This is a genomic window from Aminobacter aminovorans, assembly GCF_900445235.1.
In the GTDB taxonomy this organism is placed as follows: domain Bacteria; phylum Pseudomonadota; class Alphaproteobacteria; order Rhizobiales; family Rhizobiaceae; genus Aminobacter; species Aminobacter aminovorans.
This window is the reverse complement of sequence record NZ_UFSM01000001.1, coordinates 2,196,364-2,220,570: the sequence shown is the minus strand read 5'-3', so window position 1 is coordinate 2,220,570 and position 24,207 is coordinate 2,196,364. Positions and strand designations below refer to the sequence as shown.

At 63.6% G+C, this 24,207-nt stretch carries 28 protein-coding genes; 14 read left to right on the top strand and 14 right to left on the bottom strand.

Annotated elements, in window-relative coordinates; all coding sequences use genetic code 11:
* Nucleotides 1-17 precede the first annotated feature (17 nt).
* Nucleotides 18-992, bottom strand: a complete 975-nt coding sequence (gene trxB / locus DY201_RS10930; RefSeq protein ID WP_115731219.1) for a thioredoxin-disulfide reductase — start codon at nucleotides 990-992, stop codon at nucleotides 18-20.
* Nucleotides 993-1,246: 254 nt separating this feature from the next.
* On the opposite strand from trxB, the gene DY201_RS10925 reads away from it, so the two are divergent.
* On the top strand, nucleotides 1,247-1,717 hold the full coding sequence (locus tag DY201_RS10925) for an Lrp/AsnC family transcriptional regulator (protein WP_115731218.1): 471 nt from the start codon (nucleotides 1,247-1,249) through the stop codon (nucleotides 1,715-1,717).
* A gap of 19 nt (nucleotides 1,718-1,736) precedes the next feature.
* Here DY201_RS10925 and DY201_RS10920 read toward each other — a convergent pair whose 3' ends face one another.
* The 5 genes from DY201_RS10920 to greA all read right to left on the bottom strand — a co-directional run bounded on the left by DY201_RS10920 (nucleotide 1,737) and on the right by greA (nucleotide 6,113).
* A complete protein-coding gene (locus DY201_RS10920) occupies nucleotides 1,737-2,528 on the bottom strand; it encodes a glycosyltransferase family 25 protein (protein WP_115731217.1) in 792 nt (263 codons plus the stop codon).
* Nucleotides 2,529-2,571: 43 nt separating this feature from the next.
* Entirely contained in the window at nucleotides 2,572-3,354 is a 783-nt protein-coding gene (locus DY201_RS10915; protein ID WP_115731216.1) for a glycosyltransferase family 25 protein, read from the bottom strand.
* A 12-nt stretch (nucleotides 3,355-3,366) separates the two neighbouring features.
* Nucleotides 3,367-4,266: a glycosyltransferase family 25 protein gene (locus DY201_RS10910; RefSeq protein ID WP_115731215.1), complete on the bottom strand. Its 900-nt coding sequence runs from the start codon at nucleotides 4,264-4,266 to the stop codon at nucleotides 3,367-3,369.
* A 244-nt stretch (nucleotides 4,267-4,510) separates the two neighbouring features.
* The gene (locus DY201_RS10905) at nucleotides 4,511-5,596 is read right to left on the bottom strand and encodes a glycosyltransferase family 4 protein (protein WP_245431961.1); all 1,086 of its coding nucleotides are present in this window, start codon (nucleotides 5,594-5,596) and stop codon (nucleotides 4,511-4,513) included.
* Between the two features lie 43 nt (nucleotides 5,597-5,639).
* Nucleotides 5,640-6,113, bottom strand: coding sequence for a transcription elongation factor GreA (gene greA, locus DY201_RS10900; RefSeq protein WP_115731214.1), 474 nt, complete (start codon nucleotides 6,111-6,113; stop codon nucleotides 5,640-5,642).
* A gap of 282 nt (nucleotides 6,114-6,395) precedes the next feature.
* On the opposite strand from greA, the gene DY201_RS10895 reads away from it, so the two are divergent.
* Nucleotides 6,396-7,529: a PQQ-dependent sugar dehydrogenase gene (locus tag DY201_RS10895; RefSeq protein ID WP_115733722.1), complete on the top strand. Its 1,134-nt coding sequence runs from the start codon at nucleotides 6,396-6,398 to the stop codon at nucleotides 7,527-7,529.
* A 63-nt stretch (nucleotides 7,530-7,592) separates the two neighbouring features.
* On the opposite strand, the gene msrA is transcribed toward DY201_RS10895, so the two are convergent.
* Together msrA and DY201_RS10885 are read right to left on the bottom strand one after the other, a co-directional pair.
* On the bottom strand, nucleotides 7,593-8,099 hold the full coding sequence (gene msrA, locus DY201_RS10890; RefSeq protein WP_115731213.1) for a peptide-methionine (S)-S-oxide reductase MsrA: 507 nt from the start codon (nucleotides 8,097-8,099) through the stop codon (nucleotides 7,593-7,595).
* 167 nt (nucleotides 8,100-8,266) lie between these two features.
* Nucleotides 8,267-8,806, bottom strand: a complete 540-nt coding sequence (locus tag DY201_RS10885; protein ID WP_115731212.1) for a tetratricopeptide repeat protein — start codon at nucleotides 8,804-8,806, stop codon at nucleotides 8,267-8,269.
* A gap of 312 nt (nucleotides 8,807-9,118) precedes the next feature.
* Here DY201_RS10885 and DY201_RS10875 point away from each other — a divergent pair, with 312 nt between their 5' ends.
* Nucleotides 9,119-9,406 carry a hypothetical protein gene (locus DY201_RS10875; protein ID WP_115731210.1) on the top strand — a complete coding sequence of 96 codons (288 nt, stop codon included), beginning with the start codon at nucleotides 9,119-9,121 and terminating at the stop codon, nucleotides 9,404-9,406.
* 46 nt (nucleotides 9,407-9,452) lie between these two features.
* Here DY201_RS10875 and DY201_RS10870 read toward each other — a convergent pair whose 3' ends face one another.
* A complete protein-coding gene (locus DY201_RS10870; protein ID WP_245431960.1) occupies nucleotides 9,453-9,881 on the bottom strand; it encodes a tetratricopeptide repeat protein in 429 nt (142 codons plus the stop codon).
* A 195-nt stretch (nucleotides 9,882-10,076) separates the two neighbouring features.
* Nucleotides 10,077-10,427, bottom strand: coding sequence for a DMT family protein (locus DY201_RS10865; protein ID WP_115731209.1), 351 nt, complete (start codon nucleotides 10,425-10,427; stop codon nucleotides 10,077-10,079).
* Nucleotides 10,428-10,581: 154 nt separating this feature from the next.
* Between DY201_RS10865 and DY201_RS10860 the strand changes: the two genes are divergently transcribed.
* The 5 genes from DY201_RS10860 to DY201_RS10840 all read left to right on the top strand — a co-directional run bounded on the left by DY201_RS10860 (nucleotide 10,582) and on the right by DY201_RS10840 (nucleotide 15,452).
* The gene (locus DY201_RS10860; RefSeq protein ID WP_115733721.1) at nucleotides 10,582-11,007 is read left to right on the top strand and encodes a DUF3775 domain-containing protein; all 426 of its coding nucleotides are present in this window, start codon (nucleotides 10,582-10,584) and stop codon (nucleotides 11,005-11,007) included.
* 485 nt (nucleotides 11,008-11,492) lie between these two features.
* Nucleotides 11,493-12,077: an extensin-like domain-containing protein gene (locus DY201_RS29445; RefSeq protein ID WP_245431959.1), complete on the top strand. Its 585-nt coding sequence runs from the start codon at nucleotides 11,493-11,495 to the stop codon at nucleotides 12,075-12,077.
* A 115-nt stretch (nucleotides 12,078-12,192) separates the two neighbouring features.
* Nucleotides 12,193-13,194, top strand: coding sequence for an extensin-like domain-containing protein (locus tag DY201_RS10850; RefSeq protein ID WP_245431958.1), 1,002 nt, complete (start codon nucleotides 12,193-12,195; stop codon nucleotides 13,192-13,194).
* A 168-nt stretch (nucleotides 13,195-13,362) separates the two neighbouring features.
* Nucleotides 13,363-14,070, top strand: a complete 708-nt coding sequence (locus tag DY201_RS10845) for an LssY C-terminal domain-containing protein (RefSeq protein WP_115733719.1) — start codon at nucleotides 13,363-13,365, stop codon at nucleotides 14,068-14,070.
* Nucleotides 14,071-14,162: 92 nt separating this feature from the next.
* Nucleotides 14,163-15,452, top strand: coding sequence for a hemolysin family protein (locus DY201_RS10840; RefSeq protein ID WP_115731207.1), 1,290 nt, complete (start codon nucleotides 14,163-14,165; stop codon nucleotides 15,450-15,452).
* Between the two features lie 58 nt (nucleotides 15,453-15,510).
* Here the strand turns inward: DY201_RS10840 and DY201_RS10835 are convergent, their stop codons facing one another.
* Complete coding sequence (locus tag DY201_RS10835) at nucleotides 15,511-16,116, bottom strand: NADPH-dependent FMN reductase (RefSeq protein WP_115731206.1); 606 nt, start codon at nucleotides 16,114-16,116, stop codon at nucleotides 15,511-15,513.
* 102 nt (nucleotides 16,117-16,218) lie between these two features.
* Here DY201_RS10835 and DY201_RS10830 point away from each other — a divergent pair, with 102 nt between their 5' ends.
* Nucleotides 16,219-16,587 carry a winged helix-turn-helix transcriptional regulator gene (locus tag DY201_RS10830; protein ID WP_115731205.1) on the top strand — a complete coding sequence of 123 codons (369 nt, stop codon included), beginning with the start codon at nucleotides 16,219-16,221 and terminating at the stop codon, nucleotides 16,585-16,587.
* 218 nt (nucleotides 16,588-16,805) lie between these two features.
* Here the strand turns inward: DY201_RS10830 and DY201_RS10825 are convergent, their stop codons facing one another.
* Nucleotides 16,806-17,198, bottom strand: a complete 393-nt coding sequence (locus tag DY201_RS10825; RefSeq protein ID WP_115733718.1) for an acyl-CoA thioesterase — start codon at nucleotides 17,196-17,198, stop codon at nucleotides 16,806-16,808.
* Between the two features lie 181 nt (nucleotides 17,199-17,379).
* Here DY201_RS10825 and DY201_RS10820 point away from each other — a divergent pair, with 181 nt between their 5' ends.
* From DY201_RS10820 to DY201_RS10805, 4 genes are all read left to right on the top strand, one after another.
* A complete protein-coding gene (locus DY201_RS10820; RefSeq protein ID WP_115731204.1) occupies nucleotides 17,380-18,996 on the top strand; it encodes a GMC family oxidoreductase in 1,617 nt (538 codons plus the stop codon).
* 178 nt (nucleotides 18,997-19,174) lie between these two features.
* Nucleotides 19,175-20,386 (top strand): mandelate racemase/muconate lactonizing enzyme family protein, encoded by a 1,212-nt coding sequence (locus tag DY201_RS10815; RefSeq protein WP_115731203.1) that lies wholly within the window; start codon nucleotides 19,175-19,177, stop codon nucleotides 20,384-20,386.
* Between the two features lie 8 nt (nucleotides 20,387-20,394).
* A complete protein-coding gene (locus DY201_RS10810) occupies nucleotides 20,395-21,312 on the top strand; it encodes an NAD(P)-dependent oxidoreductase (RefSeq protein WP_115733717.1) in 918 nt (305 codons plus the stop codon).
* A gap of 239 nt (nucleotides 21,313-21,551) precedes the next feature.
* The gene (locus DY201_RS10805; protein WP_115731202.1) at nucleotides 21,552-21,773 is read left to right on the top strand and encodes a DUF6500 family protein; all 222 of its coding nucleotides are present in this window, start codon (nucleotides 21,552-21,554) and stop codon (nucleotides 21,771-21,773) included.
* 64 nt (nucleotides 21,774-21,837) lie between these two features.
* Here DY201_RS10805 and DY201_RS10800 read toward each other — a convergent pair whose 3' ends face one another.
* Nucleotides 21,838-22,776, bottom strand: a complete 939-nt coding sequence (locus DY201_RS10800) for a diacylglycerol/lipid kinase family protein (protein WP_115731201.1) — start codon at nucleotides 22,774-22,776, stop codon at nucleotides 21,838-21,840.
* Nucleotides 22,777-23,025: 249 nt separating this feature from the next.
* On the opposite strand from DY201_RS10800, the gene DY201_RS10795 reads away from it, so the two are divergent.
* Nucleotides 23,026-23,439, top strand: coding sequence for a hypothetical protein (locus DY201_RS10795; protein ID WP_115731200.1), 414 nt, complete (start codon nucleotides 23,026-23,028; stop codon nucleotides 23,437-23,439).
* 131 nt (nucleotides 23,440-23,570) lie between these two features.
* Here the strand turns inward: DY201_RS10795 and DY201_RS10790 are convergent, their stop codons facing one another.
* Complete coding sequence (locus DY201_RS10790; protein WP_115731199.1) at nucleotides 23,571-23,813, bottom strand: DUF1344 domain-containing protein; 243 nt, start codon at nucleotides 23,811-23,813, stop codon at nucleotides 23,571-23,573.
* Nucleotides 23,814-24,207: the final 394 nt, after the last annotated feature.

Genomic DNA, 24,207 nt, shown 5'->3' with positions numbered 1-24,207 from the left:
TAAGGCGTTTGGTCGGCCTATTCGGCCGCTTCGCGATGCACTTCAACTCCCGCCAGATACTTCTCGGCTTCAAGCGCTGCCATGCAGCCAAGACCTGCCGCCGTCACCGCCTGGCGATAGATGTCGTCGGTTACGTCGCCGGCGGCGAACACGCCCGCAACATTTGTCCGCGTCGAATTCGGCTCGGTCCAGAGATAGCCGTTCGGCTTCTGCTTGAGCTTGCCGACGAACAGCTCGACTGCTGGCGCATGGCCGATTGCCACGAACACGCCATGTGTCGCCATCTCGGTGATTTCACCGGTGTGAACGTTCCTGAGCCTGACGCCGTCGACCGATGGCGGCAGCGGCTTCTGCGCAGGCACTCCGACGATCTCCTCGACGGCGTGATCCCAGATCACCTTGATGTTGTCCTTGGCGAACAGCCGATCCTGCAGGATGCGTTCGGCGCGGAAATGGTCGCGCCGGTGCACGACAGTCACCGTCTTGGCCAGGTTGGAAAGGTAGAGCGCCTCCTCGACGGCAGAATTGCCGCCGCCGACAACCACCACGTCCTTGCCACGGTAGAAGAAGCCGTCGCAGGTGGCGCAAGCCGAAACGCCGAAACCCTGGAACACCTGCTCGGAGGGCAGGCCCAGCCACTTGGCCTGGGCACCGGTGGCAATGATCAGCGCGTCGGCGGTGTAGACGGTGCCGGAATCGCCCTTGGCGCGGAATGGCCTGACGTCGAGATCGACCTCGGTGATGATGTCGTGGATCATCTCGGTGCCGACATGCTCGGCCTGCGCCCGCATCTGCTCCATCAGCCAGGGCCCCTGGATAGGCTCAGCAAAGCCGGGATAGTTTTCGACGTCGGTGGTGATCATCAGCTGGCCGCCCTGCTGCATGCCGGCGACGAGCACCGGTTTCAGCATGGCGCGCGCCGCGTAGATCGCCGCCGTGTATCCGGCGGGACCCGAACCGATGATGAGAACTGGCGCATGTTTGGCGGTCATCGAAGGGCCTTCGTGGTCTATGGAAATAGCAGCACCCGTCAAAACGGGCTGCGGATCGTCCCTAATCTAGGTGTTCACCCATACCGCGCGCAAGGCGGCAAGATGTTACTCCCCCGAAAGCTTGACTGCCGCGCCGGCGACACCTTGCCGGACCCAGCGTGATTTGCATTTGGCCCCGGCTCGGGTTCCCCAACCGAAGCGAGTAGTTTAATTACGAGAATGCGCAAGATTCTTGCGCGAGTCCCGGAGCGCACATGCCCATCAAGGCCGATCTCGACGCTATCGATTGGAAGATCCTGCGCGAGCTTCAGGACGACGGCCGCATGACCAACGTCGAATTATCGCGCCGCGTCGGCATTTCGGCGCCGCCCTGCCTGCGCCGCGTCAAGCGGCTGGAGGACGAAGGTATCATCCAGCGCTACCGCGCCTTGCTCAACGCCCCCGCCCTCGGCATGGACGTCGTGGCCTTCTGCCTCGTCGGCCTCAACCGCCAGTCGGAAGTCGACCTCAAGGCCTTCGCCGACCGCACCCGCGGCTGGCCGATCGTCCGCAGCGCCTGGATGGTTTCAGGCGAATCCGACTTCATGCTGCATTGCCTGGCGCCCGACCTCGGCACCTTCCAGGGCTTCGTCATTGAGGAACTGACATCCTCGCCCAATGTCGACACCGTTCGCACTGCGCTGACCATCCGCCAGGTCAAGGACGACGGCCTGGTGGCCATCTGAGGGAACTTCGGCGCCGACCCTAGCCGAACGGCACCCGCAGCCGCTGCAGGCCGCGCATCCGCGAATCCACGAACCACCATGCCTTCTGCAACGGCCTGATCAGCTCGCGCAGCGGCTTGCTCAACTTCTTCTTTGCGTTTCTCAGTTCGGGTCGTTCGTTGTCGAGGGTACTGGCGATCCGCTCGGCCGCACCACCGGCTTCATAGAACATATCCTGGATACAAATGGCGGGTGCCAGTTGGTAGGTCGTCAGATGAGCCCAACCGGCGCAGGCCGGATTGAACATGAACTGGTCGACCGGGTCGGCGAAGTCCTTGCTCAAGTCAAAAAGCTTGCGTGCTGCGGCCCTGGAGATGATGTAGCCGCTGGTGCCGGTGTGAGCCGCCCTCAATCTTTTGAGCGACCGCCCAGCAGGCGCCTGCAGACGCTTGCGCTCGATCAAGGTATGCACCCTGGTCGTCTCAAGCTTCACCACGCAGGCATCGCTAGGTATCCAGGCGTCGCTGCTCAGCAGTTCGGCGAGACCTGATCCGAAATGGACGTCGTCCTCGAAGACCGCCGCGTGATCGTGTTCGGCGCTCGCGATCGCCTGCCAGCACGCCCGATGGCTGAGAAAGCAGCCGGTTTCCCCTGGTCCGAGCTGATAGATCAGCCCTGCCCGCTCCGGCTGACGCAGCTTGCCCTCGGCGATGAGCTTCGCGCCATCGACGGCCGGAATCCTCGTGAAGTCCAGGCCAAGACCGCCGAAGATCGCGGCCATGCGAGCCAAGCGCTCAGGCGAGCGATCCAGATTGATCAGGTAGATGTTCATTGGACGATTGCTCACGTCTTGCTCGGTAAGCCGCCGGTGCCGGTCAACGAAACCGCACCTTGCCCCATCGCTGCCCGCGGAGAGTTGCCCCGATGGAAGCAGCAAGGCGTCCCAGCGGCCTGGCAATCTCCTTCATCAGCTTTTCTGAGCCGCGCGCTTTTTCCTGCACGGGCCGCTCGTGTTTCAGCCCGCTGGCCAGCGCATCGACGGAGCCGTTCTTGTCGACGACCACCTCCTGTACGCAGATCGCCGGATCGACCTGATAGATAGTCAGCGCATTCCAGGCAACGGAGACCGGATTGAACATGAACTGGTCGACCGGGTCGGCGAAATCCGTGCTCAGTTCGAGCAGCTTGCGCGCGCCCTTGCGCGAAACAATGTAGGCACCCGTCCCCGGATGCGTGTCGCGCAACCGCCGCACCGAGCGGTCGCCTGCGCGGGCGGTGCTGCCCCGGTCTACCAACGTGCGCACGAGTGTCGTTTCGAGCTTCACCACGTCGGCATCCACGGGAATCCAGCCGGTGTCCGCAAGCAACTCTCGCGCCCCGGCCCCGAAGTGGACGTCATCCTCGAAGATCGCGTTATATTCGGCTTCTTCCTTCTCGGCAGCTTGCCAGCACTCGATGTGGCTGAGAAAGCAACCGATCTCGCCGCTGCCGAGGTCGTAATACATGCCTTTCCGGGAATGACTCGCCTTCCGGTCCGCCAGATCGCGGCCGTCGACGGCCGGCACCCTGGTAAAGTCGAGGTGCAGTTCGCCAAACAGCGACGCCATGCGCTCGAGGCGCTGCGGTGCGCGGTCCAGATTGATGACGAAAATCCTCATCCGCTCCTACGCTTATCCTGCACGCTGTGTGTCTGATTGCGCCGTCAAGTCGATGGACACCTTTTTGAAGACCGACTGCCTGGCAGTCGCCAGCACGGCCATGCGGAAGGGGGTCGCCAGTTGCCGCCCGACTCGCCAGAATTCATGGGTGAGCTTTGCCATCCCACGCCGCCGTGCAGAACGAGGGTCGCTACGATGAAAATGGCGTCGGTCCTGGGCAATCTGGCTCGTCAGTGAGCCACCGACGGTGGCGTTCAGCGCCCACATGTCCTGAATGCAGAATGCCGGCATCAGCTGCAGCACCACGAGCTCTTCAAGGATGCCACGCTCCGGCGAGTAGAGAATGACGTCGGCCGGCTCGCAGTAGCGCTCGGTGTAATCGAGCAGACGGCGCGCAGCACGCCTCGATACAAAGTAGCCTGCCGATCCCAATTGCGCTGATTTCAGCCTGCGCAGCTCATGCCCGGCGGGCTCACCCCAGGTCTTGTGAGACAATTCGGCCCAAGCCAGATCCGTTTCAGCCCTGACGATATCCACGCCCGCCGGGATCCAGCGGTCGGATCTCAGAAAGCTCGCGGCATCGGCCGAGAAATGGATGTCGTCTTCAGCGACGAAAGCCCAGTCGTCCTCGCCGTCGGCCACCAGTGTCCATGCCTTGCGGTGGCTGAGCAGGCAGGCCATCTCGGCGGGCGACATCGAATTGACGCCGGATGATAGGCGGCGCAACCGCTCGAACTCATGTTCGGGCAGTTGCCTGGCATCGACGGCCGGCACACGTACCGTCAAAACGTCCATGCCGGCGACCTGCGCCATGAACCAATCGAGCCGGCCTGGCGACCGGTCGAGATTGATGAAATAGATTCTCAAAGCACGATCTCTACCATAATCGTGCCCCCGGCCCGTGGTTGCCATAAGGCAAGCGAGGGCGGGCAGCAAGCCGGGGGCGCATGTCGGCGCAATATAGTGCAGCCTCGCCTAAGAATTGAGCATTATTTCAAACGGCCAAGTGTTTTTCCGCATGAATCATTCTTCTGCAGCCTCCGGTGGAGAAGCGGAAATAACAATGACCTTAATGCGAGAAATTCAAAGTACTTAAGTGAGATTTACATTAGGATCAGCAGAGATGATCAGGGCTTTGCCGCAAGCCAGGCGCGTCTCAGCCCTTCGCCCACACCTGATCATAGACCTCGCGCAAGCCAGCGGCCTCGTTTTCAAGCCGAAATCGCCTCGACACGTCTTCGAGCCCGGCAGCACCATGCGCCTCGGCAAGTGCCGGATCAGCGAGATACAGCCTGATTGCTTCGCGCAACGCCGCGCCGTCATTGGCGACAACGAAGTCGCCCGTCACGCCGCGTGTCACGATCTCGGAATAGGAGCCGGCGTCGCTGGCAACCACAGCCGTACGCGAAGCCATTGCCTCCAGCGGCGTCAGCCCGAAACCTTCGTTGCGCGACGGCGCGACATAGAGTGTCACGCGGCGGTACCACACGGCAACGTCGGCGACCTCACCGAGCAGCAGGATGCGCTCCGACAGCCCGGCAGCCGCGATGCGTTGCCTGAGCTCGTCGCCGAAACCCTTGTGCTCCGCCGTGATCCGCCCGGTGATGACGGCCGTCCACTCGGGATAACGAGGCAGCAATGCGATCATCGCATCGACAAACAGGTCGGTGCCCTTCGAATACCTGATGCGACCGAAGCAGCCTATGGCATATCTGCCGGGGAGACCCGAGGCTGCGAGTGTGTCTTCATTGGTGCGCGGCGGATGAAACTTCTCGAGGTCGACCCCGTGCATCACCACCTTGTGCGGCACTTCGAGGAAACGCCCTGACAGCCGGCTGGTCGCGATCACCCCATCCATCCAGCGGATCAGCCATTTGGTGAACGGCCTGTGATCGCGCTGTGCCGCGGAGGTGAACACCAGCCTGATCTGCGCCCGGAAGATGTGGCGCAGGACAAGCCCGGCCACCATTTCGGTGTTGCGCCTGGCATGCCAGATTCGCGGCCGCCCGGAGGCAGGCCGCCCGAGCAGCGACGGCAGTTGCCACCAGCGCATCTTGGGCAGGCTGTCCGGCAGGCCCGGCCCGAACACGGCAATTCCGAGGTCGCGCGCCTGCACTGGCACCAGTTGCACGATGGTGCTGGTGACGCCGGATAGCCGCTGCTTGAGATTGGGCGCGATCACTTCGACGCGCGCCATGTCGACCGCGCCGGCAGTTTCGGCGCGGTTGTCTGCTTTGTTCATCGTGTCTGATCCGGCATCGCCAGAGCCAATGCCGCCTGTTGCCTCAGATGAACTGGACCTGGACGATCTCATAGCCGCGTGCACCACCCGGTGCGTTGACCTCGATGGCGTCGCCCACTTCCTTGCCGATCAACGCGCGCGCGATTGGCGAGGAGATCGAGATGCGGCCCGACTTCACGTCGGCCTCCTGGTCGCCGACGATCTGGTAGGTCTTTTCCTCTTCGGTATCCTCGTCGAGCAGCACGACGGTGGCACCGAACTTGATCTTGTCGCCATTGAGCTTGCTGACGTCGATCACCTCGGCCCGCGCGATCAGGTCCTCGAGTTCGTTGATCCGGCCCTCATTGAGGCTCTGGGCTTCCTTGGCGGAATGATACTCGGCATTTTCCGAGAGGTCGCCGTGCGAACGTGCCTCGGCAATGGCTTCGATGATGCGCGGGCGCTCTTCCTGCTGGCGCCAGCGCAACTCTTCCTTCAGCGCAGCGAAACCACCCGCAGTCATCGGAACCTTGTTCATAATCGACCTCTCCTGGCCTTTGCCGCGCGGCCTTATGCTGCCGCGAGGCACAAAAAAAGAAAACGGTCCGGCAGCCTCGGCTAACGGAACCGTCTCACCTCTATCTCCGCTGAATATAGCAATCCTGTCGCAGAATTCACGTCAAAAAATTCGTTTGCCACCACAGACCTGTTGGCACTGAGAACCTGACGCCATTGCCATTCACCCGCTTGTGATTGAACCGCCAAGGCTTTGATGCTCTGTCATGGTTGCCGCGCCAGCGATTGCACCTATGTCGGACAGATGAGCACCAACACACCGCTACTCGCATTCATGCTCGCCTGGGCAGCCTCACCTGCCCTTGCCCAAACCCAGAGCTTCAACACCGAAGCCGTCACTCTGCGCGCCGACGTCATCGCCGGTGGGCTCGACCATCCCTGGGGCCTCGATTTCCTGCCCGGCAACGAAGCGATCGTCACCGAGCGCTCGGGCAACATCCGCATTCTGTCAGAGGGCGGACTGTCGGAACCGGTGTCGGGCGTACCCAAGGTTGCCGCGCGCGGCCAAGGTGGCCTGCTCGACATCGCGGTCGCCCGTGATTTCGCGACGTCCGGTACGATCTTCTTCAGCTTTTCCGAACCCGGGCGCGGCGGCACGGGCACTGCGCTTGCCCGTGCCAAGCTGATCCGCGACGGTGCTGAGGCGCGGCTCGACGACGTCAAGGTCATCTTCTCGATGAACCGCAAGACCGGCACCAGCCACCATTTCGGCTCGCGCATCGTCGTCAACGATGACGGCACGCTGTTCGTCACCACCGGCGACCGCGGCCAGGGCGACCGCGCTCAGGACATGCAGGACCACGCCGGCGCGGTCATCCGCATCAACGCCGACGGCTCCATCCCCGCCGACAATCCCGCGCCCGACGGCAAGGCCATGGCGGCCGAAATCTGGTCGAAGGGCCACCGCAACCTCCAGGGCGCGACTTTCGATCCCGTACTGGGTGGGCTGATCACGGTCGAGCATGGCGCGCAGGGCGGCGACGAGCTGAACCGCCCGCAAGCTGGCAAGAACTACGGCTGGCCCGTCATCACCTATGGCCGCGACTATTCCGGCGAGAAGATCGGCGTCGGCACGTCGGCCAAGGGCTATGAGCAGCCGCTCTATTACTGGGATCCGTCGATCGCCCCTTCCGGCCTCGCCAGCTATCAGGGCGAGATGTTCCCGGAATGGAAGGGAGACCTCCTGGTCGGCTCGCTGAAGTTCGAACTTCTCAGCCGTCTCGACCGCGACGCCAAGGGCAACATCCTCGACGAGGAACGCATCCTTGACGGCGCCTTCGGCCGCATCCGCGACGTCAATGTCGCCCCGGATGGCTCGATCTGGCTGCTGACCGACGAAGGCGACGGCATGATCGTCAGGTTGTCGCGAGGCGACTAGTCCAACGAAAAATGGGACCGGGCGCTGCCCGGTCCCTTCGTGATCAGTGCCGGCGAACCTGCATCAGGCAGCGTTTCGGCGCGGAAGTTTCCAGCCCGGGCGAACGAAGTGGCAGGTATAGCCGTTCGGGAAACGCTCGAGATAATCCTGATGCTCCGGCTCCGCCTCCCAGAAATCGCCGGCGGGGGCCAGTTCGGTTACCACCCTGCCTGGCCAGAGGCCCGAGGCATCGACGTCCTTGATCGTCTCCTCGGCCACCTGCCGCTGCTCGTCGGAAGTGTAAAAGATCGCCGATCGATAGCTCGTGCCGCGGTCATTGCCCTGGCGATCCTTGGTCGTCGGATCGTGGATCTGGAAAAAGAACTCCAGAATGTTGCGGAAATCGGTCTTCGATGTATCGAAATCGATCTCGATCGCCTCGGCGTGGCTGCCGTGATTGCGGTACGTCGCGTTCTTCACGTCGCCGCCGGAATAGCCCACCCGGGTCGAGACGACCCCGGGAAGGCGCCGGATCAAATCCTGCATTCCCCAGAAACACCCGCCAGCCAGAATTGCCTGCTCGGTCTTCATGCCGCTTCTCCTTTTTTGGTGACGGGCCTTAGATAGTGATCATGGGGGCGGTTTTCGAGTTCGCCGATCAAACGATGGCGTGAGCGAACACCCCCGCATCCCCGCTCCCAGTCTGAACATGACAAGGGCCGGGCAACGCGCCCGGCCCTTGCTCGATATTGGCAGGCTCAGCCGGCGCGCAGATAGGCGTCGATGTGTTCTTCCAGCATGCCGTATTCGCGGCAACCCTTGCCGCAGCGCTTTTCGATCTCCGACAGCTGCACACGGGCAGCCGCGACATCGCCGAGCATCAGATGCGCCTCGCCCATGTATTCACGCACCAGCGTGTAGTCGGGGTTGTTGCGCAGCGCCTCCTGGTAGTAACCGAGGCCGACGAGCACGCGGCCGGCCTTGCGGTGGGAATAGCCGAGATAATTGAGGATGCGCGGGTCGGTCTTGTCCTGGGCCAGCGTCAGAACCTTGATCGCATCGTCATACTTGCCGTCCATGGCAAGCGCGCGACCGGCCGAATAGAGGCTGTCGTCGTCGATCATGCCGGCCTTGGGCGGTTCGCATTTCTTGGTCTTCTTGTTGTAGACTAGGCCATTGTCGCATTTCACCTCGTCGCCGCTGCTGCTTCCGCCGCTATCGGCCGAGAATACCGGCGCTGCCAGCAACGGCAGCGACACCACAACGCCTGCAAGCACTTTCGCAAATCGGGTCTGCATCGCTACCTCCTAAAATGCGCCCATCGACAGACTAACGCAGATCGAGGGGCTTTTCATCCCGCATGACGGTATCAATCCGTTCATGCCCGGCTGGTAGCGATTCACGCGCGGAGAGTTGCGGCATGGACGAGATCGACGGTGACGGGTTGCGGCGGCACTATACTTCCGCCCACCCTGCCCAGCGCGCCGGCCTTGTCGCCATCGGCACCTTCGTCGTCGTCATCGCGACTTGGGGCTTTACCCACGCGTCTGGCCACCCATGCCACGATTCGGTTCTTCCTGTTCCTCATTGTCGGCGCCTGGTCCGTCGGCATGCCGGTGCTCTGGGGCAGCCTGACAGGGCCGGCAGTCCACTGGACCGTCGCTCCCGGTCGAATCGAGATCGTCCAGATGCGTCCGTTCAGGCAGGCGAGGCAGGACGTCTCCGCCCACCAGATCGAACGTTTCGAAACCCGCGAATGTCCATCAATGGAGGGCGGCAGCACCTGGGGCGTCACCGTGATCGGCCGCGATGGCCGGCGCTTCGACACGCGCGACTTCGGCAGCAGCAGGACCGCAGATATCTTTCGCCAACGCATCGAAGGCTTGTTCAACAGCTGATCGCCAGGCACGCGCCTGCAACTTCGCTCGGGCAAAGTTGCCTTGCTCAGCCCTTCAGATAGCCCTCGATCTGCTCCCTCAGCAGCCCATACTCGCGGCAACCGGTGCCGCAGCGCTTTTCGATCTCCGACAGTTGCAGCCTGGCTCCGGCGACGTCGCCGAGCGTCAGCTGCGCCTCGCCCAAATATTCGCGCACAGGCATGTAGTCGGGATCATTGAGGATCGCCTCCTGGTAGTAGCCGAGGCCGACGAGGATGCGCCCAGCCTTGCGGTGCGAATAGCCGAGATAATTGAGGATGCGGGGATCGGTCTTGTCGCGGGCCAGCGTCAGCACCTTGATCGCATCGGCGTATCTGCCGTCCATGGCCAGCGCCCGCCCGGCGAGATAGAGGCTATTATCGTCGATCATGCCAGCCTTGGGCGGCTCGCATTTCTTGGTCTTCTTGTTGCAGACGAGGCCGGTGCGGCATTTCACCGGGTCGCCCCGCCTCCGCCGCCACTGCCACCACCCATTCCTCCCCCGCCTCCGTCAGCGTAAATCACGGGAATGCATAGAGCGGCAGCGCCACCAGTGCGCCGGCCAGAAGCTTCAGAGATCGGCTATGCATGGCTATCTCCACCGATGCGGCCCCCGCCGAGTGGCAAACGCATCGGAGCAGGCCTTCCGTCCTCAGCCGCGGAAAATCAGTGCCGCACCGCCGGCGATCAGGGCAAAACCCATGGCGTGGTTCCAGGTGATGCCTTCCTTGAGGTAGAACACCGAGAAGATCACGAAGACGCTGAGTGTGATCACCTCCTGCATCGTCTTCAGTTCTGCCGCCGTATAGACCTCATGGCCGATACGGTTGGCCGGCACCGCCAGCCAGTACTCGAAGAAGGCGATCAGCCAGGAGAAGATGACCGCCGCATAGAGGGGGGCCGCCTTGAACTTCAGGTGCCCGTACCAGGCGAACGTCATGAACACGTTGGACGCGATCAGCATCAGCACAGGAAGAACCTTGGGCGAAAGCAGAGTAGCCATGGGGAGAATACCGTGTGGTGGAAGGAAGGCCGGCTATTTCTGCCTCGCGCTGCGCCGTGTCAACCACGGCAACCTCACCGGCGAATATCGAGGCAGTGACGTTGCCGCCAAATGCGCTATCATCAGTTGGGGGGAAGGCAACAGGAGCACGCTCGTGCAGCAGCGGCGCGAAAAAGAGTGGGACCTGACCATTGGCCCGGACACCGTCCGGTTGTTCATCCTGAAGGCCAAGGCGATCAGCGCCGGCGTCAACGAAGATTACGAAGACGGCGCCGAGCACGAGATCGAATATGACGGCGACACCCACGACAACCATCGCCATGACGGCCTCGCCGAAGAAGAGGCGGAAAACCTCACCGAAAAAGAGCTGCGCGGGCTGATCGCCGACCTCAATGTCGACCAGGCGGCCGAACTGGTGGCGCTCGCCTGGGTCGGGCGTGGCGACTACGACGCCGCGGAATGGGCGGACGCGGTCGCCGAGGCGCGGCAGCGCGGCAACCGCCGCACCGCCAAATATCTGCTCGGCATGCCGATGCTGGGTGACTGGCTCGAAGAGGGCCTCGAGGCTCTGGGCGCCTGAAGCATCGCCTGCCACTTCAGCCAGATGACAGCGCCGTCACCTAATTTGATCGCGCAAGCTTAGCCCCTTCTGCAACCGTCGAGCGTCAACGACGTTGATCGGCGATGCATACAGCGAAGTCCCGCCTGCTTTCCCTGATCTTTGTCCTGCCGCTGGCGTCTTTCGCAGTGATCACGCATGGCTTTGCCGAAGCGAGCAATGCGCCGCTGCCCGATCGCGCTCCGGTGCCGCAGGCCGCCCCCACACCAGACCACCCCGAACCGCAGCCTGTCGCGCCGGCGCAGCTGGGGCAGGCTTCGATCCCCAAACCAGAGCCGCGCCCTGCAGTTCCTAAGCACCAACGGCACGAGCGGGAAATGTTCGGCCCGCCAATGCCGGACGCCCCGACGGACGCTGAAGCCGTCCCCGCCTCCGTCCCGATCCCGCCATCCCGCCCAGATGGTGAACCGAGCGACCGGGAGATGTTTGGCCCGCCGGCACCAAAGATGTTGCCCGACAAGCGCTCCAACGTCGCGCATCCGGCGACAATGCCGATCGAGGAGACTGCCTGCCGTACGCGCCTGAAGGTGCTCGGCGCGGAGTTCGAGGAGCATGCCAAGCAAAGCGATGCCGACGGTTGCGCTCTGCCCTTTCCGCTCAAGCTGAAGCGGCTCTCGCGTTCCATCGACATCAAGCCCGACGCGATCATCAACTGTGCCACCGCCGAGACCTCCGCCCGCTTCGCCGCAAACGTCATCTCGCCGGCCGCCAAGACCGCGTTCGGCGAGGCGCTGACCGTCGTCAACCAGGCATCGGCCTATGTCTGCCGACCACGCAACGGCACGAGAAAATTGTCCGAGCATGCCTTTGGCAATGCCCTCGACATCGCTCGCTTCACCCTGTCGGGCGGCACCGCGATCGATGTCGAGCCGGCTCCGCCGGACAAGAACGCCAAGTTCCTTGACGCCGTACGCAAGGCCGCCTGCGGGCCGTTCAAGACCGTGCTCGGTCCTGGCAGCGATGCCGACCACGCCCAGCACCTGCATTTCGACCTTGCCCCGCGCAAGAATGGCGGCACCTTCTGCCAGTAGTCGACCGCCCTATGGCCCGACGCCGCAATTCGGCCCCAGCCGTAAACACTGTCGCTGATCTTTCCTTTACCCTTGGCGGCTAGGCTCATTCCCTCAAGGGGACAGGAGCCTTCGCATGGCCGCAGATTCGCGCGCCACCAGCCCGGTCGGATCGCCGCGTGCCGCGCGCCAGCGCGCGCTGCTGCTCGCCACGGCTTTGGTTGCAGCAAGCCTCGGCCTCAGCTCATGTACGTCAGGCGATGTCTTCGCGCTCCAGCCCGCGGTCGATGTCGGCTCGCAGACAGCGTCCTTGGGACCCGTCGCGGCAGCCCCTGTCATGGTCGATTCGCAGTCCGACCCGGCACTGGTCGCCCAGGCCGCGCCCTCGATCGAACCATCGCTCGATGCCCAGGCGGCACAGTTCGAGGAGATACAGCCCGAGGCGCCGCAGCCGGTGCAGACCGCCGCGCTCGCGCCGGCGCAGGGGCGTGGCATGCAGACGCTGGTGCCATCCAACCCCTACATGGTGGCCTATCCCAAACTCGACGATCCCTCAGAGATGCCGCAGAGCGCGCCGATGCGGCCCGCCGTCATGCCGGCCGACGAGGTCGACTGCCGCAGCGATCTGAAGAAGCTCGACGTCATCTATCGCGACCTGCCGCCGATCCGCGATGGTGCGGCCTGCGGTATCGACTATCCGGTCAAGGTCTCGGCCATTGGCTCGGTGCAGATGAAGCCGGCGGCCACAGTTACCTGCCAGATGGCAGCGAGTTTCGCCGCCTGGACCAAGCGCGACCTCGTGCCTGCCGCGCGCCTGCGCTACTTCTCCGGCGTCAAGACCATCCACCAGGGCTCAAGTTACTCCTGCCGCAAGATCGCCGGCTCGCGCACGCTGTCCGAGCACGGCAAGGGCAATGCGCTCGACATCATGCGCATCGAACTCAACAGCGGCCGCGACATCGACGTCGAAAAGCCCGGCCTGTTCGCCTTCCGGACGCGCGGCTTCCTCAACACCATCCGCGCCGACGGCTGCAGCTATTTCAACACCGTGCTTGGTCCCGGTTACAATTACGACCACCGCAACCATTTCCACTTCGACATCAAGCAGCGCCGCAACGGTTATCGCGCCTGCCGCTAGCACACCCGCACGGCAAGAAGGCACTGCCTGCCACGTGCACAATGTCGAAAGCAGGATGCGCTTTACAAAAGGCAGAACTAATACTTAATCTGCTAATGCAACCCATGATTTGTCCCGAACTCCAGATCGCGCCACGTGTTTGGCCTGATCAATCGGCAGCGGGGTTTGATGTTACGTGGCAAACTGCACCGACAGGCAACCCTATGGTTCATCGCGCTCTGCGTGAGCTATCTCGCGCTCGCCTACTTCGCGGCACCGGAATTCTGGTCGCTCCGCTTCCTGCGTGACGGCCCCCGGCCTGAAACGCTGCTGACCACGACAGAACAAGGCATTCCCGGTGACCCCATCAATGTCGGCCTCGTCGGCACGGAGCAGGATGTCACGGCAGCCTTCGTTGCTGCCGGCTGGGACCGCGCCGACAAGCTGTCGGTGAGGTCCGCCGTGGAGATCGGCGAAAGCGTGCTGCTCGACCGTCCTTATGTCGACGCACCCGTCAGCACCCTTTTGTTCAACGGCCGGCGACAGGACCTCGCTTTCGAAAAGCCCGTCGGCGACAGCCCCGACACCCGACACCACGTGCGCCTGTGGCTGACATTCACGCCCGGCCGTGACGGGCGGCCGACCTGGTATGGTGCCGCAAGCTTCGACCGCGGCGTCGGCGTCAGCCACGACACCGGCGCGATCACCCACCACATCGCCCCGGACATCGATGCCGAGCGCGATTCGCTGATCGGCGACCTGACATCTGCCGGACGGATCGTCGAGGTGAAGACCATCCCCGGCATCGGCCTGACCAAGGCTGGCCGCAATGGCGAGGGCGATCCCTATTTTACTGACGGAAAGGTGCTGATGGCGGTGCTGGTGCCGGACAAATAGCGCCGGTCTCAACCCTTCATGTGCCGCAAGGTGACAGTATTTTTGCTGCCGTCTTTCCGAAGGGCCTTAAGCAATGCTATGCAGCGACCATCATGTTATACGCTGAAATCGCTATCGTGGTCGTCCTCATCTGTGTGAACGGCCTTCTGGCAATGTCCGAACTTGCCATCGTTTCTTCTCGCCCCGCCCGCCTCAAGGCGATGATCGACCGCAACGTCAAGGGCGCCGCCCGCGCGCTCGAACTGGGCGCAAACCCGGGCAAATTCCTGTCGTCTGTGCAGATTGGCATCACGCTCGTCGGCGTTCTCTCCGGCGCATTCTCGGGCGCCACGCTCGGCGAACGACTGAGCGGCTATCTCGCCGCCCAAGGCGTGAGCGCTGGCGCGTCGAATGCGCTGGGCGTCGGCATCGTCGTCGCCATCATCACCTACGGCTCGCTGATCATCGGCGAACTGGTGCCCAAGCAGATCGCCCTGCGCGACCCCGAAGGCGTTGCCTCTCGCGTCGCCCCGGCCATGTCGCTGCTTGCCAAGGTGGCGCTGCCGCTGGTCTGGCTGCTCGACATTTCCGGCCGCTCGGTGCTCTGGCTTCTCGGCCAGCGCGGCGAGAGCGAGGAAAAGGTCACCGACGAGGAGATCAAGATGCTTGTCGCCGAGGCCGAACATCATGGCACCATCGAATCCGACGAACGCCGCATGATCGCTGGCGTCATGCGCCTGGGTGACCGTGCCGTGCGGGCCGTCATGACCCCGCGCACCGAAGTCGACTGGATCAACCTGCAGGCCGAAGAGCCTGCCACCCGCAAGCTCCTGATGGAAACCCAGCACTCTCGCCTGCCCGCAGGCGAAGGCTCCGTCGATGCCATGGTCGGCGTCATCCAGACCCGCGAACTGCTCGCCTCGCTGCTTGCCGGCCGCGCTTTCGACCCGCGTAAGCATGTGCGCACAGCACCGATCGTGCACGATCAGGCCGACGCGCTCGACGTGCTCGCCACCCTCAAGCAGTCCGACGTGCCGATGGCGCTGGTCCATGACGAATATGGCCATTTCGAAGGCGTCGTTTCGCCCGCCGACATCCTCGAAGCCATCACCGGCGTGTTCCGCTCCGACCTCGACGAGGACGACGTCGACAATGCCGTCCAGCGTGAGGACGGCTCGTGGCTGCTCGCCGGCTACATGCAGGCCGACGAGATGGCCGACCAACTTGGCATCGACCTGCCGGAGAACCGCGACTACGAAACCGTCGCCGGCTACCTGCTGTCGCATATGCATCACCTGCCCGCGACCGGCGAATGCGTCGACGCGCAAGGCTGGCGCTTCGAAGTCGTCGACCTCGATGGCCGCCGCATCGACAAGGTGCTGGCGTCGAAGCTGCCTGGCTGACAAAAAAGGCGGCTCGAGGCCGCCCTGAGAGTCATTGGAGGGAAGCTGAGATTGCCGCTCAGGCAGCCTTGGCTTCTTCGGCAAGCACGTCAGCCTCGCGCGCGATCTTCAGCGCCTTGGCCCACCAGGCGATCTCGCCGACCAGCCCGTTCGCCGACTGGTTGAGGTGTTCGAAGTCGGACAGCTGCTTTTCGCCCTGTCGCACGGCCAGGAAATCTGCCCAGACGATGTGCACGGCAGCCTTGGTCGGCGCCATCTGCAGTTCAACCGCATGCATGCGCAACTGCTCGACGGCACGGGCGCCACCGACACCGCCATAGCCGACAAAACCGGCCGGCTTCTTGTTCCATTCCGTGGCGGCGTAGTCGAGTGCATTCTTCAGCACGGCGGTCGGGCCGTGATTGTATTCGGCGGCGGTAAAGATATAGCCATCGAACTCGGCGACCTTCTTCTGCCAGCGCTGAGCGACCTCGTTTTGTGACGGCACCCACGCGGACGAGGCGACCTCATCGAAGAAGGGCAGCGGGAAATCCCGGAGGTCGACAATTTCGACCTCGATATCGGCGTGAGATTTTGCGATCTTGGCAATCCACTCCACCGGCGTGTCGGCGAAGCGTGCGGCGCGCGTCGAGCCGACGACGATAGCGATCTTGGGTTTGGACATGACAGGAACCTTTCGGGCGTTAGTATCTGATCTATACTGGTAACAAATGGATACCCACGCTATATAGGTGACTGAAAAACAGCCGCACAAGGAGGCACTTTTTTGATACCGAGGCACCCGCACCGCACCGAGGATTGCCGCGCCGTCAGCGATATCCTGCAGCGCGTCGGCGACAAATGGACGGTGCTCGTGGTCGGCAAGCTCGGCGCTGGCGCCATGCGCTTCAACGAGTTGCGCCACGCCGTCGGCGGCATTTCGCAGAAGATGCTGACCACCACCTTGCGGGGGCTGGAGCGCGACGGCTTCGTCACCCGCACCGTCTTCCCGACAATCCCGCCGCGGGTCGACTACGAGCTCACCGACCTCGGCCGCGAGTTGCTGGTCCCGGTGTTCGCGCTCGGCGAATGGGCCCGCCTCAACCAGGCCCGCGTCGCCGAAGCACGGATGAAGTTCGATGCGACGGCGGAGTGACGCAGGCGGCGGCATCTTCGCTGACCTGCGAGGCTCGTCGCCCGCGCAGCGCCAGTTCACATAAGCCCTGCTGGCTCGCACCTCAGGATGAGAATCGTGGCAGCGCCGGAAATCAGAGCCAGCGCATCGCATCTATGGGCCTGTGAGGTAATGACACCGCCTACGCACGCGGCTCTCATTCTGAGGTGCGAGCCCGCAGGGTGAGCCTCGAAGGAGACCTACTCCGCCGGCACCGGCTTCGGCTTGCCCTGCCCGTCCAGCGCCACCATGACGAAGTCGGCGTCGGTCACCTTCTCCATCAGATCGGAGAGATAGCGCTGCGCCCAGGCTTCGACCTTGAGGGTCATTGAGGTGCGGCCGACACGGTCGACATGGGTGTAGATACACAATGTGTCACCGATCTTCATCGGCTTGGCGAAGGCCATTTCCTTGACCGCCGCCGTCACCACGCGGCCGCGTGCACGCTCGGCAGCGCGGATGCCGCAGGCAAGGTCCATCTGTGCCATGACCCAGCCGCCGAAGATGTCGCCGGCGGCATTCGCGTCGGCAGGCATCGCCAGCGTCCTCAGCGTAAGCTCGCCCGTCGGCTGGCCATCGGCATACTGAACCATCGTCATTCTCCTCAGGATTTCCTCCGTTCACCCGTATCGTCGTGGCATTCGCCGCGTCAACGCCGTATCTCTTGCATCGCCCGGTCGTATTTTTCACAGCCCATGCCGTAACCGACGCCGAAGCCTGTCGCCGAGGCGATAGTCTGGCCGCATCGTGGAATTCCGACAGGCCGCCATCAGCATGCAGACGTTCGACTTCATTGTTGTCGGTTCAGGCTCCGCCGGGTCGGTGGTGGCGGAGCGGCTGTCGGCAAGCGGGCGATTCTCGGTGCTGGTGCTCGAGGCCGGCGGCACCGACCGCCGCTTCTTCGTCCAGATGCCGCTCGGCTACGGCAAGACTTTCTTCGACCCTGCGGTGAACTGGAACTACGCCGCCGAAGCCGACCCCGGCCTTGCCGGCAACAAGGATCACTGGCCGCGTGGCAAGATCCTCGGTGGATCAAGCTCGATCAACGCCATGGTCTGGATTCGAGGTGCCGCCGAAGATTTCGATGCCTGGCGCGACGCCGGCAATCCCGGCTGGGGTTTCCAAGACCTTCTGCCCGCCTTCAAGGCAATCGAGGATAACCAGGCAGGTAGCACCGACCTGCGCGGCACGGGCGGCCCAATACACGTCACCGACAACAGGAACAACGTCCATCCGCTGACCCACCGCTTCCTGGCTGCCGCGCAAGCGGCCGGCCTACCGTTGAATCAGGACTTCAACGGCTCGGTCCAAGAGGGCGTCGGTGTTTATCAAATCACCACCAAAGGTGGCCGCCGCATGTCGGCGGCGCGCGGCTTCCTGCGCCCGGCGATGAAGCGTGCCAACGTCACCGTCGAGACCAATGCGCTGGTCACCAGGGTGCTGTTCGAGGGCAAGCGCGCCTGCGGCGTCGAATATCTGCAGAACGGTGCCAAGCAGACGGCCCGCGCCGGCCGCGAGGTGATCCTGTCGGGCGGTTCGGTGAACACGCCGCAGTTGCTGCAACTCTCCGGCATCGGCCCTGCAGCACTGCTCGCCGATCTCGGCATCGATGTGCTGCACGCCAACGAGCATGTCGGCCGTAACCTGCAGGACCACCAGGGCATCAACTACACATGGAAGGCCAAGGTGCCGACGCTCAACCAGTTGCTGCGCCCATGGTGGGGCAAAGGGCTGGCCGGCATGCAGTACCTTCTGCTGCGCTCGGGCCCGCTGTCGATGAGCATGAACCAGGGCGGCGGCTTCTTCCGCACCGACGGCAACCGTACCCGCCCCAACATGCAGCTTTATTTCCAGGTTTTTTCCACCGTGCTGCCCAAGGCCGGTGAGCGCCCGATCCTGACGCCCGATCCCTTCCCCGGCTTCTCCATCGGCCTGTCCAACTGCCGCCCATCGAGCCGCGGCGAGATCATGATCCGCTCCGCCGAGCCGACCGCCCACCCGCGCATCACGGTCAATGCCTATTCGACCGAGAGCGACGTCTCGGAGATGCTCGACGCGGTCAGGTTCCTCCGCCGGATCGCCGCGCAGTCGCCGATGTCGGACATCGTTGCCGAAGAGGTTTTGCCAGGCCCGTCAATCACTTCCGACGCCGACTTGATTCAGGATTTCCGCAAGCGCTCCGGCACCGTCTACCACCCTGTGTCAACCTGCCGCATGGGCCCTGACCCCAAGACCTCGGTGGTCGACCCGCGCCTGCGCGTCCACGGCCTCGCCGGCCTGCGCGTCATCGACGCCTCGATCTTTCCCGACAACATCACCGGCAACACCAACGCCGCCACGATCATGACCGGCTGGAAGGGCGCGGAGTTGATGCTGGAGGATGCAGGGTGAACAGCTCCGAGAGCTCTCGCAGCCCCTCACCCTTACCCTCTCCCCATGAAGGACGGGGAGATGGGTCGCCAGCGTCGCGGCCAGCCTCGTGCTCCCCGTTCTCGAAGGGAGAAGGTCCGGCAGGGGATGAGGGGCAGAGCCTGACGTCAACGATTTCACGCCACCGGGAGGAGCATCGATGAAGATCACCGACGTCAAGACCTTTGTGGTAAACAACCCGCCGCCCGGCATCGGCGGCAAGTACTTCATCTTCGTCAAGCTCACGTCGGACGACGGCGTGGTTGGTTACGGCGAGGCCTATAACGCGACTTTCTCCGCCCATGTCACGGCCCGGATGATCGAGGACATGGCCGAGCGCTATCTTGTTGGACAGGACCCACACGACATCGAAAACCTGTTCCGCCGCTGCTATTCCTCCGGCTTCACCCAGCGCCCCGACGTTTCGGCCATGGGCTGCTTCTCGGCGCTGGAAATGGCCTGCTGGGACATCATCGGCAAGGAGGCAGGAAAACCGGTCTACAAGCTGCTCGGCGGCCAGGTGCACGAGACGTTGCGCTCCTACACTTATCTCTACCCGCATACAGGCAGCGTCCACACCGAGGACGTTGCACCCAAGAACGTCTACAACGACCCCGACATGGCAGCCGAATGCGCGGCTCTCTACGTCGACCAGGGCTTCGACGCGGTGAAGCTCGACCCGGCCGGTCCTTGGACCGCTTATGACGGCCACCAGCCCCGCCTCATCGATATCGACCTGTCGGTGCGCATGCTGAAGGCCATCCGCGAGGCAGTCGGCACCCGTGCCGACATCCTGTTCGGCACGCACGGCCAGTTCACCGCCTCCGGCGCCCTTCGTATGGCGCGTGCCATCGAGCCCTACGACCCCCTGTGGTTCGAGGAACCGGTGCCACCCGACATGCCGGAGGTGATGGCCCAGGTCGCGCGCGGCACCTCGGTCCCGATCGCGACCGGCGAGCGGCTGACCACAAAATTCGAGTTCGCCCGCGTCATCGAAAACCGCGCGGCCACCATCCTGCAGCCCGATCTCGGCCGCTCCGGCGGCATTCTCGAGACCAAGAAGATCGCCGCCATGGCCGAGGCCTACCATATCCAGATCGCACCGCATTGTTATTGCGGCCCGATCGTTGGCGCCGCAAACATCCAGCTCGCCGTCACCTTGCCCAATTTCCTCATCCTCGAATCGCTCAAGCAATGGGACGGCTTCCACGCAACGCTGCTGAAAAAGAAGATCGAATGGCAGGACGGCCATGTCATCCCTTCGAAGGAACCTGGTCTTGGCGTCGAGCTCGACGAGGCGGTGTGCGAAGCCAACCCTTATGACGGTCCCCACCTGCACTTGCAGATGGTGCAGACCCCGCTGATGCCGTGAGGCGCGGCGTGACCCAGCCCCTCGCCTATGCCTTCGTCGGCCTCGGCCATCTCGGCGCCAACCTCGCGGCATGCCTTGTGCGCGGCGGTTTCGAGGTCGTCGTCTATGACCGCAATGCCGAGGCCGTCGAGCGCCTTGTCGCGTTGGGCGCCTTCGCGGCATCGAGCCCGGTCAGCGCCGCCGCCCGCGCCGGCAACGCCATCACTTGCCTGCCCTCGCCCAAGATCAGCGAGGCGGTGCTGGCAGGGCCGGACGGGTTGCTTGCCGGCCTGCCCAAGGGCGGCACCTGGATCGAGATGTCGACAAACGGCCGCGACGAAATCCTGCGCCTTGCCGACCTTGCCGTCGAAGCCGGCGTCTACACGCTGGAGTGTCCTGTGACAGGCGGCGTGCATCTCGCCGCCGAAGGCCGGATTACCGCACTTGTCGGCGGCGACACGGCACTCTACGAGCGCCATCGCGCAGCCATCGAGGCGATGTGCGCCCGCGCCTTCCTGATGGGCCCGATCGGCTCGGCAGCCGTGATCAAGGTGATCACCAACATGCTGGCCTTCATCCATCTCGTCGCCGCCGGCGAGGCGCTGATGCTGGCAAAGAAGGGCGGCCTCGACCTCGCCCAGGCCTATCACGCCATATCGGCCTCCTCAGGCAACAGCTTCGTCCATGAAACCGAGAGCCAGCTGGTGCTCAACGGTTCCTACGACATTGGCTTCACCATGGACCTCGCGCTCAAGGACTTAGGCTTTGCGCTCGCCATGGCGCAGGAGGGCGGCGTCCCGCTCGACCTCGCCGCGCGCGTCAACACCATCTTCCAGCAAGGCAAGGAGGCCTATGGCGGCGACGCCTGGTCGACGATGATCGTCAAGCTCCTGGAGGACGCAACGGCTACCGAACTGCGCGCACCGGGTTTTCCCGCGAAGCTATGAAGCGCCGCCTCTTTACCCTCCGCCTTTTGGGCAGGGTCGGCGCGAAGCGCCGGGGTGGGCGACGGCAGGCGCAGCGCCTGGGATTACCCCACCCCGCCTCGCGAACGTCACTTCATTCCGGTCACTCGCCGACCCTCCCCACAAGGGGGAGGGTAAACGCACCAAGCACGCCGCCCCCAACCTTTGACTTCGCCCTCAGCTCGCCTTACCTCTCGCCACCCCCAGACAAGGAACCTCTGATGCGGCCCAGCTTGCGTGCCAATATCCTCGACGTCTGCGCGCGCAAGATCGCCGCCAAGGGCCCCAATGTCGGACTGTCCTTTTACGCGTTCTTCGCCAACAGGAACGACGATCCGGAGCTTCTGATGGAAGCCGCCGAATGGTGGATCCGCACCCACAAGCTCGACCACTTCGAAAAAGCCGCCAAGATCGAGGCGCTGGTCGGAGCGATGGACGCCTAGCTTCCATCCATTCAAATTCAGCGACTTACGCCAATTCCCTGACTCGAATTCCGAACCCCTTGAATCAACACCTCACCTTCAGCGCCTTCGTCACCATCTCGTAGGTGGCTGGGATATGCCCGGGCGACTCGCCGTCGATGTCGACGAGCGCGGCATTGGCGAGCGGATCGCCCAGCGGTTCGACCGTCACCTTGCGTCCGCGCAGAATGGTGATGGCGGGATGGTTACGGTGGCGGCCGCCATAAAGCAGGCGCAGGTCGAGGATCAGCTTGAGCTTGCTCGCCGCGCGCAGGATGACGATGTCGAACTGTCCGTCGTCAGGCACGGCATCGGGCGCGATCATCATGCCGCCGCCGAAAAAGCGTTCATTGGCTACCGCCACAAGCGCCACCCTGGCCTCGACCGGTTCGCCATCGTCGACGGTGATGCGCACGTCCTGGAAGCGGTAGCGTACGAACTCGATCACCGTACGCCAGAAAAACAGCGCCTTGGCCGGCACCCAGCGCTTGCGCCGATCGTTGTTGACTGCCCGCACCGTCGCTCCTGACATGCCGAGGCTGGCGATGTTGACGAAATGCCGGCTCGCCAGACGGCCATGGTCCTCGACGAAAGAGATGCGCCCGGCGTCGATCAGCCGGTCGCTGCCATCCGCAATGCGCGCGATCGCCGATGGTATCTCGACGGGAATGCCCATACCGCGGGCGAAGTCAGAGCCGGTGCCACAGGGCAGAACGCCAAGAATGACTGCTTCGCCAGTTTCGGCCTGCATCTGCAGAAGCCCGTCGGCAACCTCGCTGATCGTGCCGTCGCCGCCAGCGGCAACCACCAATCCGCAGCCAAGCGCCACAAGGTCGCGAGCAAGCACCGCGCCGTCGCCCGGTTCGGTCGTCTCGCGAAACTCGACCTCGCCAAAGCGTGCGGCAAGTGCTGCCGCAACCTCGGTCCAGTGGGTGTCCAACCTGCCGCCGCCGGCCACCGGATTCCTGACGACGCCGACTTTCACGAACGCACCCTCCCCGGCAGCCTACGCGCCACCGCCTCCGCCCTTATTGTTCGCCGCAGAGGCAAATGCGCAAGGGAAAGGTTGCGAAGTTCACATGCTGTCGACCGCTTTGCCGGGAGGAGCTGTCACCGCATGGCTACAACGCTGCCGCGAACGCACAACGCCACCGTCATGCCACGATTGCGGCCAACTGGCGCCGCGATCGGAGCGGAGAAATCGCAGCGTCAACTATCCCTGAGGATTCGGACCGTGATCAAGTCTGCCCTTGTCGCCATGACCATCGTCGGCTGCGACTGCGACGCCAAGCTTTGCGAATATATCGGCGAGACGCCGGCACAGTGGACCTCTGTCGCCGACTGCGAGGCAGCGATGAAGAGCCGTATCCTGCGCGAGGGCAACCACGCCTATCCGCTGGTGACGGGCATTTGCCGCACCACGGTATTTGCCGAGCCGCAGCTGGCATCGGCGCCGACCGAAATCATCGCGGCCGAGCCAGCCGAACGGACCACCGTTGCCGGGATCGTCGAAGGCGGGCGCTCGGTGCTCTATCGCACCGCCAATGGCTATGCGCTGGCGCGCAACGGCATCAGCGATGCCGCCGCCGGCACGGTCGCCGCCGCCAAGCGCTCGTCGAGCTGGCTTGCGGCAAGCATCGGCTTCTGAGCGAACCATCCGGCGGCACGAAAGATAGCCGACCTCAAGAAGAGGCCGGCCATGGTTGCGTCCTGGAAGGTATCAAGAACGTCATCCGCTCCGCCGGGCGCATGGGCAGTGCCGGCGGGCGCAAGCGGCTGTTACGAGGCCGCTTCGACCGCGGTCACCGCGCCGGTCGTGTCATCCACTGTCACCTTGACCTTGGCGCCCGTGGCCAAACCGTCGACCTTGATGGTTTCGGGGATGACATAGGTCTTGCCGTCGTCGAGCGTGATCGAGCGCGTCGCCGGGTCGACCGACTGGACTGTGCCCTGGACTTCGGCGGCATAGGCGGCACCGATGAAGGCGAGCGAGGCGACGGTCGTTGCAAGGGTCTTGTTCATGTCTGGTACTCCCGTTCTGGTCTGTCCCGTCCGGCCCTGCCCTTGTAGCAAGGCCCGCCGAACGAGATGGAGACTGGCCGCCGAAACGCTGTGACGCAAATCACGTTGCGTGAAATTATCCAATGTAATCATAGGCTTATTTCTGCCTCATTTGACCGCAACCGCCCCATCTCCATTTGCTTCGGCATCGCCGCGATCTCGCCTCAACCCTTGGCGGCCATGCACTGGCAGGCGTCACACCACTGTCATCGCCTCGCCACCCCATGGCCGGATTCCGCAATGGCCGATCACGAAACGCCTTTCGACGCCGATCCGGAGAGTTTTTTTCTGCTTGGGCCGCCACCCTCCCGCGACGTTTAGCACCGTCGTTTCGTTGGGCCAGCCCGCTCGGTCC